General features: G+C 56.7%; 7 protein-coding genes. All 7 read left to right on the top strand.

Going from position 1 to position 7,138, the window contains the following annotated elements; all coding sequences use genetic code 11:
• Positions 1-886 precede the first annotated feature (886 nt).
• On the top strand, positions 887-1,477 hold the full coding sequence (locus tag EOC06_RS28785; RefSeq protein WP_063169401.1) for a NodA family N-acyltransferase: 591 nt from the start codon (positions 887-889) through the stop codon (positions 1,475-1,477).
• Positions 1,474-2,133 (top strand): chitooligosaccharide deacetylase NodB, encoded by a 660-nt coding sequence (gene nodB, locus EOC06_RS28780; protein ID WP_063169400.1) that lies wholly within the window; start codon positions 1,474-1,476, stop codon positions 2,131-2,133. Before EOC06_RS28785 ends, nodB begins: the two co-directional genes overlap by 4 nt.
• Positions 2,134-2,148: 15 nt before the next feature.
• Complete coding sequence (gene nodC / locus EOC06_RS28775; RefSeq protein ID WP_063169399.1) at positions 2,149-3,474, top strand: chitooligosaccharide synthase NodC; 1,326 nt, start codon at positions 2,149-2,151, stop codon at positions 3,472-3,474.
• Between the two features lie 261 nt (positions 3,475-3,735).
• The gene (gene nodI, locus EOC06_RS28770; protein ID WP_024505873.1) at positions 3,736-4,650 is read left to right on the top strand and encodes a nodulation factor ABC transporter ATP-binding protein NodI; all 915 of its coding nucleotides are present in this window, start codon (positions 3,736-3,738) and stop codon (positions 4,648-4,650) included.
• Positions 4,651-4,653: 3 nt separating this feature from the next.
• Positions 4,654-5,442 (top strand): ABC transporter permease, encoded by a 789-nt coding sequence (locus tag EOC06_RS28765; protein ID WP_063169398.1) that lies wholly within the window; start codon positions 4,654-4,656, stop codon positions 5,440-5,442.
• 283 nt (positions 5,443-5,725) lie between these two features.
• Positions 5,726-6,487 (top strand): sulfotransferase domain-containing protein, encoded by a 762-nt coding sequence (locus EOC06_RS28760; protein ID WP_127266955.1) that lies wholly within the window; start codon positions 5,726-5,728, stop codon positions 6,485-6,487.
• A gap of 389 nt (positions 6,488-6,876) precedes the next feature.
• On the top strand, positions 6,877-7,138 hold a 262-nt coding region (locus tag EOC06_RS28755; protein WP_128309398.1), incomplete at its 3' end, for a cation:dicarboxylase symporter family transporter.

Raw genomic sequence — 7,138 nt, 5'->3', positions numbered from 1 at the left:
ACGAACGCAGTTCTGGCATTCAGGCAGGTGTAGAAGCCATGCAAGACGCCTCATTTGAGGTCACCTGTCGTATCTAGCTGCTTGCCGGACCACTATGTAAAGCGAGCGCTATTGGCTGCCTCTGCGATGCGGGAATTGGCAGCGGACGTCTCTCGATCAAACAGGCATCTTGCTTGTAGAATTCTTTTAATCGTGAAGCGGCGCGAGTGCGCTATCCGTTGAGGTGAGCAAGGCCGGCGCCCTGGGTGAGCGCTGGTGTCGGGTGGTGGAAAGTACAGGGGGAGCTGTGTGGCCCCTCTTTCTCGGCCTCGACGATGTGCGAAGGAGCCTGCGCGGCGAACGGGCCAACGCCCCAGGCTCAGAACCTGGGCGAACCTAACTCCCGCCAAAGGACAGCCCAGAGCTGGATACACGAAAGAGATACTGAACCCGCGAATCAGATTCTGATCAATCGTCGTGTCTGAGCTCCACTCGGCTCTTACGGAGATAATCGCGCGGCCCGGCAACGGCCGCGCGTGCCGCGGGCGTGAGCTTTGCGCTTCGTCAGAAGTGCCTCGAGCGTGACGACGATAATTGACCAGCCATATGGAACGCATTCGCCCAGTTATCCAAAGCGTGGATACCTTTCATCTAAACAAAGGATTTTACCGTTTTTGCTGCAGGTCCCATAGAAGCGCTTCAAGTTGGAAAGATAGGTAGTTCCGATGGTTGCGTTGGATCTGAGGAGCATCATCTGGTGTGCGGGGCGTACAAAGTCAGTCGCATCTGCATTGCGGCTTGGTCTTTCGGCGGTCCCCACAAGTTACGCCCCGTTGGCGCGACGCCAATTATTTAATCAATGCTTGGACATTTATCTCAACCAGACAGCTACAAGGTGAGGTCTTCCATGCGTCCGAATGTCGAGTGGAAGTTGTGCTGGGAAAATGAGCTGCAACTGGCCGACCATGTCGAACTCTCCGACTTTTTTCGAAAGACCTATGGACGGACTGGCGCCTTCAACGCGGAGCCATTCGAAGGCGGCCGCAGTTGGGCCGGCGCGAGGCCGGAATTCCGCGCAATCGGCTACGACGCGCATGGGGTAGCGGCTCACATCGGCATGCTGCGGCGCTTCATCAAAGTTGGCGAGGTCGACTTGATCGTCGCTGAATTGGGCCTGTACGCGGTTCGTCCGGATCTTGAAGGGCTCGGAATCGGTTTTTCGATGCGCGTGGCGTACCCAGTGCTCCATCAGTTGGGTGTTCCATTCGCTTTCGGCACGGTTCGGCACGCGCTGCGAAACCATGTCGAAAGATTCTGCAGAGCCGGCCTCGCGAACATTGTGTCGGGCGTTCGCGTACGGTCGACCCGTCCAGATGTGCATCCCGACCTGCCGCCCACGCGCCTGGAAGACGTACTCGTGTTGGTTTCGCCGATCGGACGCTCGATGGACGAGTGGCCGTCTGGTACCCTGATCGACCGGAACGGTCCGGAACTATGAAGCCTCTGGACTACATATGCGAAGGGCAGAGTGACAATGCCGATCGCATTGCAGAGCGCAGCGTCTATCTGACGTTTGACGACGGTCCCAATTCATTTTTCACACCGCAGATACTCAATGTGCTGGCGCAACATCAGGTGCCGGCGACCTTCTTCGTTGTTGGGGCCTACGCGGCCGACGAGCCGGAACTCGTTCGCCGAATTATTACAGACGGCCACGGTATAGCCAACCACACGATGACTCATCCGGACCTAGCTAAATGCGGGTCCGTCGAAGTCGACTGCCAGATAGTTGAGGCAAACAGAGTCATAGGGATGGCTTGCCCGCAGGCCATGGTTCGGTACTTTCGTGCACCCTATGGCATCTGGACCGAAGAAGTAATCGCTGCATTAGCGGGTGAGGCATTGGCGCCCGTCCATTGGTCCATTGATCCACGCGACTGGTCTCGCCCCGGCGTTGACGCCATCGTCGACAGAGTGCTCGCCGATATCCGGCCGGGCGCAATCGTGCTGTTGCACGACGGGTGCGCTCCCGACGAATTGCAACCAGGCAATCAAGCCAGTCTGCGCGACCAGACGGTGACAGCGTTGTCACGCCTAATTCCAGAATTGCACGGCCGCGGATTTGTAATCCGATCACTTCCTCAACATCCCTGAACAAACAGAGATCCTATGGACCTTCTCACCACAGCCAGTACTGTTGCCGTTTCGTCTTATGCGGTGCTCTCGACTGTTTACAGAGGCATGCAAGCGGTCTACTCCCAACCGGAAAATGTTACGCCGCCGTCGGAAAGCTTGTTCGGATCCGACCGTTGGCCGAGCGTGGATGTCATTATCCCCTGCTACAATGAGGACCCGCGCACACTCGCGGCGTGTTTAGCTTCCATTGCAAATCAAGATTACTCCGGAACATTTCAGGTCTATCTGGTTGACGACGGTTCTGGAAATCGTAATGCCGTCATCCCGGTACATCACGCCTACGAGGGCGACCCGAGATTCAATTTCATTCTGCTCCGCGAAAATGTTGGCAAACGCAAGGCGCAGATCGCCGCCATCCGCCGCTCATCTGGAGATTTCGTGCTCAGCGTCGACTCTGACACGACACTTGCGTCCGACGTCATCACGAAGCTTGCAGTAAAAATGCGGGATTCCATGGTCGGAGCGGCCATGGGCCAGCTGACGGCATACAACCGCAGCGACACTTGGTTGACCCGATTGATCGATATGGAATACTGGCTGGCTTGCAATGAGGAGCGCGCGGCGCAAGGTCGCTTTGGTGCGGTCATGTGCTGCTGCGGCCCATGTGCAATGTACCGCCGGTCTTGTCTCCTTTCTCTGCTGGATCAATACGAGACGCAGCTGTTCAGGGGGAAACCAAGCGACTTCGGTGAAGACCGTCATCTTACGATCCTCATGCTGAAAGCAGGCTTTCGAACCGAGTACGTTCCAGGTGCCGTCGCGGCGACAGTCGTTCCGGACAAGATGGGACCTTATTTGCGCCAACAACTCCGCTGGGCACGAAGCACTTTCCGGGACACGATGCTTGCGCGAGGTCTACTGCGTGGCCTGGATCGCTATCTAACTTTGGATGTGATGGGAGAGAATCTCGGCCCATTGTTGCTCGGCATCGCGGTAGTAACGGCGCTCGGTGAGTTACTATTTTCACATACAGTAAATTGGTGGACGGTGCTGGCTATTGTCACGATGACCATAATCAGATCTACGGTGTTATCTTTCCGCACTCGGCAGCTTCGATTCATCGGCTATTCAATGCACGCGTTAATCAGGATATTCCTGTTGATCCCCTTGAAGGCTTACGCCCTGTGTACATTGAGCAATAGCGATTGGCTGTCGCGTAAAAGTGTTCCCCTGCCCAACAGCAGCACAAAGGAAATCACAAGCGCGATGCCGCTTGGCGGAGCAAATGCTGCGGGCAATTCTGGAATTGCGGAGTCACTTCATACTGCAGATCTTTCGCTCACAGCTAGTGAAGTCTGACGGCCTTGCAGCGCCGAGTGACCGAGTAAGTTGTGTCAGTCGACACGGGGTGAAGCTTGTCGAGTTACCTATGGTCAGAACGGGGACTATGTGGAAGCGACACGTGGCATCTTGACGTTATTCTTTGGCGGAAGCGATACACACGTCGCTCCGGCCGCGACTTTCCAAAGGTGTCATCTCAAGGCGGTGGCCTGCTCTGAACCAGAATTCGCAAGTAAGCTGCCGGTGGCCAATCGGACTCATTCCGCTTGAGATAGACGCATGTCCAATGTAGCAATCGACCTTACCGGCGTAACCAAATTATTCGGAAACAAGCTCGTTGTGGACGGGCTGTCCTTCACCGTTGCATCGGGAGAGTGCTTCGGTCTGCTGGGGCCTAACGGCGCAGGCAAGAGCACGATTGCGCGTATGCTCCTCGGTATGACCCGGCCTGACGCGGGTGATATAACAGTCCTCGGTCTACCAGTGCCGGCACGCAGCCGCTTGGCCCGCAAGGGCATAGGCGTGGTCCCGCAGTTCGACAATCTCGACCTGGAATTTACGGTACGTGAGAACCTGTTGGTGTTCGGGCGCTACTTCGGCATGAGTACAAGAGAGATCAACGCCGTCATCCCACGGCTGCTCGAGTTCGCTCGCCTTGAGAGCAAGGCGGATTCACGTGTCGGCCTGCTATCCGGCGGGATGAAGCGGCGCCTGACGCTGGCACGTGCTCTGATCAACGACCCCCAGTTGCTTGTGATGGATGAGCCCACGACCGGCCTCGACCCGCATGCCCGCCATCTGATCTGGGAGCGACTTCGTTTCCTGCTGGCGAGCGGAAAAACGATCATTTTGACCACCCATTTCATGGAAGAGGCTGAGCGGCTTTGTGATCGGCTGTGTGTTCTCGAGCGGGGACGCAAGATCGCCGAGGGCAGTCCTCATGCGCTGATCGACGAGTACATTGGGTGCAACGTGATCGAGATCTTCGGCGGTAATCCACAGGAGCTGATTTCGCTGATCAGACCGTACGTTCAGCGTGTCGAGGTAAGCGGCGAGACGCTCTTTTGCTATGCGCCTGAGCCGGAGGATGTGCGCATCCAGCTTCGCGGTCGAGCGGGTCTGCGTATTCTAGAGCGTCCACCCAGTCTGGAGGACGTTTTCTTGCGGTTAACCGGACGTGAGATGGAGAAGTGAGCAATGGGTGAACGTTTTGCGGCCGCTCTACCCGCCAACGCCTGGAACTGGATGGCGGTGTGGCGCCGCAATCATCTGGCATGGAAGAAGGTGGCATTTGCTTCAATGCTCGGCACCCTTGCTGATCCGATGATTTACCTTTTCGGGCTCGGCACTGGCCTTGGACTGTTGGTAGGCCGCATCGAAGGTGCATCCTACATCGCCTTTCTGGCAGCCGGCATGGTTGCGACGAGCGCGATGACAGCATCAACCTTCGAAACAATTTACGCGGTTTTCGGTCGAATGCGCGATCAGGGCACTTGGGAAGCAATCCTGCACACACAACTTACCCTCGGCGACATCGTTCTCGGTGAATTGACCTGGGCAGCCACAAAGGCTTTTCTGGCCGGTACGACAATTGCGATTGTTGCGGCCGCGCTAGGTTATGCCGCGTGGACGTCGGTTCTCTACGTGCTACCGGTCGTCGCTCTCACCGGATTCGCCTTTGCGAGCCTGGCCATGCTCGTCATCGCGCTCGCGCCCAGTTATCACTATTTTATTTTCTATCAGACGCTTGTCATCACACCCATGCTGTTCCTTTCGGGCGCGGTTTTTCCAGTCGGCCAATTGCCAGGAGTGTTTCAGCAGATTGCGGCCTTCTCGCCCCTGGCGAATTCTATCGAGCTAATCCGTCCGGTGATGCTCGGCCGCCTGGGCGACAATGTAGGGCTGCATATAGGCGCACTTTGCATGTTCGCTGTATTGCCTTTTTTTCTGTCGGCTGGACTGTTTCATCGACGACTAATGCGTTGACGCTTGCTTACACCCATTAACCAGAAGGAGGTCCGCAATGCCGGATGCAAACTGCCCACAGCGGCCCGGAGGCATGCGTATGCTAGGAATCGCGAGTGGTACAACGCCGAAGCCGGGCGCCACCCAGCCGCTGCAGGCACCCGCCCAGCTTCGCGACCACACCTCGAAGAACAGGCTGGATGGTGAGGCGCGGACCCACCCGGAGCGTTCAATCGATAGCAGCCAAGCTTCTTGTGCGCGTCCACAGACCGTCGCGGCCATTATTTAGTTGGATACACATGCAATGACCCACAACGAAGCAACTCCTGAGCCTTTTGTGATCCTTGCTATGCCAAGGACCGGAACACACTATTTAGAAGAATTGCTAAACGAGCATCCAACCGTTTTGAGTAACGGTGAGTTGCTAAACGAATATGATCCCAATTGGCCCAGCACTGATCGCCTGCTAGGCACGGATCGCGAGCTTCTTGAGCTTGCCTATGTGCGCTGCCCTATGCGCGACTACAAGAATGTGACGCATCTTGGATGCAAGATCAATGAACCTCAGTTTCGCGAGCGTCCCGCATTCTTTGCGGAACTGGCTCGTTGGCCAGCACTCAAGGTCATCCTTGTTGTTCGCCGAAACGTATTGGAATCGCTCCGATCCTTTGTGCAGGCCAGGGAAAGCGGTCACTGGCTGAAGTTCAGCTGGGACAACGATACCGCTCGGCCACCGAGCGTCAGGTTGTCAATCGCCGACTGTGAGGCTTATTTCAAAGCCGCCGACGATTTTCACGCTCGCGTTATGGACTCCTTCACGTCGACCAACCTGCTTGTAATGGAATACGAGAGCCTACTTCACGAACCTGCCCAATGCCTGGGAGCGGTTTGGGATTTCCTGGGCGTTCCAGCGCTTGAGCCATCAGATAACGCCATCCTGCAGCGCCAGGAAACGCGACCGCTGGATCAAACGGTGGAGAACTTTGACGAGTTGCGGATTCACTTCGCACGGGGACCTTATTCAAGATTTTTTGACCTCGGAGATTCAATGCGCTCCTACGCTTAATCGCTTGTACCGCGTGCTCTGATGGGCGTGTAGGATATCCTGCAGTTTGCGCGCATTCCGTCGCAAAACTGACAAACCAAAGTCACCAAGACGACAGAGATATCGGCCGGCAGTCGATCTGCGGCAGACATCAAAGACACGGCCGCAAGGCGACCTGGTCAATTCCCTCTCTGGCGAAGCACTTCTTCAGACGCGATCTTTGGCGAGCCTTGAGTGCAAATTCCGGCAAAGGTGGAGGGTTCCAGTGCGCAACCCGCACCAATCTCGCTGGACGGGACAGGCCTCCAGTTGGCACGGCGCTTGCTCCGAGATGACAGCAGCGCTCGACCGGAGCGCAGCATGGGAGAAGGAGGAGCCCCCACCCCGATCCGGTCAGGGAGAGAGAAACGGTGTTGGTTCCAAGAGTCCCCCGCGCGATCGCAGCGCCCCGCAAGCCCCATTTTGCCCGGACCTACGTGCAGGTGCTTGCCGCCATAGTCCTGGGAGCCGCAATTGGCTACCTCTATCCGGAAACCGGCCAGAGCCTGAAGCCGCTCGGCGATGCCTTCATCAAAGTCGTCAAGATGATTATCGCACCTGTCATCTTCCTGACAATTGCGACCGGCATTGCCGGCATGAGCGATCTGCAGAAGGTCGGCCGAGTTGCCGCCA

Origin of the sequence: Mesorhizobium sp. M7A.F.Ca.MR.362.00.0.0 (assembly GCF_004023175.1) — a bacterium.
Taxonomy (GTDB): domain Bacteria; phylum Pseudomonadota; class Alphaproteobacteria; order Rhizobiales; family Rhizobiaceae; genus Mesorhizobium.
Note: the sequence above shows the minus strand (reverse complement) of the source record. Positions and strands in the feature narration are given on the sequence as shown.

What these genes read in the sequence shown, in the direction of transcription:
- EOC06_RS28785 (WP_063169401.1), top strand. Translation starts at nt 887, where the DNA reads ATGCGTCCGAATGTCGAGTGGAAGTTGTGCTGGGAAAATGAGCTGCAA.
- nodB (WP_063169400.1), top strand. Translation starts at nt 1,474, where the DNA reads ATGAAGCCTCTGGACTACATATGCGAAGGGCAGAGTGACAATGCCGAT.
- nodC (WP_063169399.1), top strand. Translation starts at nt 2,149, where the DNA reads ATGGACCTTCTCACCACAGCCAGTACTGTTGCCGTTTCGTCTTATGCG.
- nodI (WP_024505873.1), top strand. Translation starts at nt 3,736, where the DNA reads ATGTCCAATGTAGCAATCGACCTTACCGGCGTAACCAAATTATTCGGA.
- EOC06_RS28765 (WP_063169398.1), top strand. Translation starts at nt 4,654, where the DNA reads ATGGGTGAACGTTTTGCGGCCGCTCTACCCGCCAACGCCTGGAACTGG.
- EOC06_RS28760 (WP_127266955.1), top strand. Translation starts at nt 5,726, where the DNA reads ATGACCCACAACGAAGCAACTCCTGAGCCTTTTGTGATCCTTGCTATG.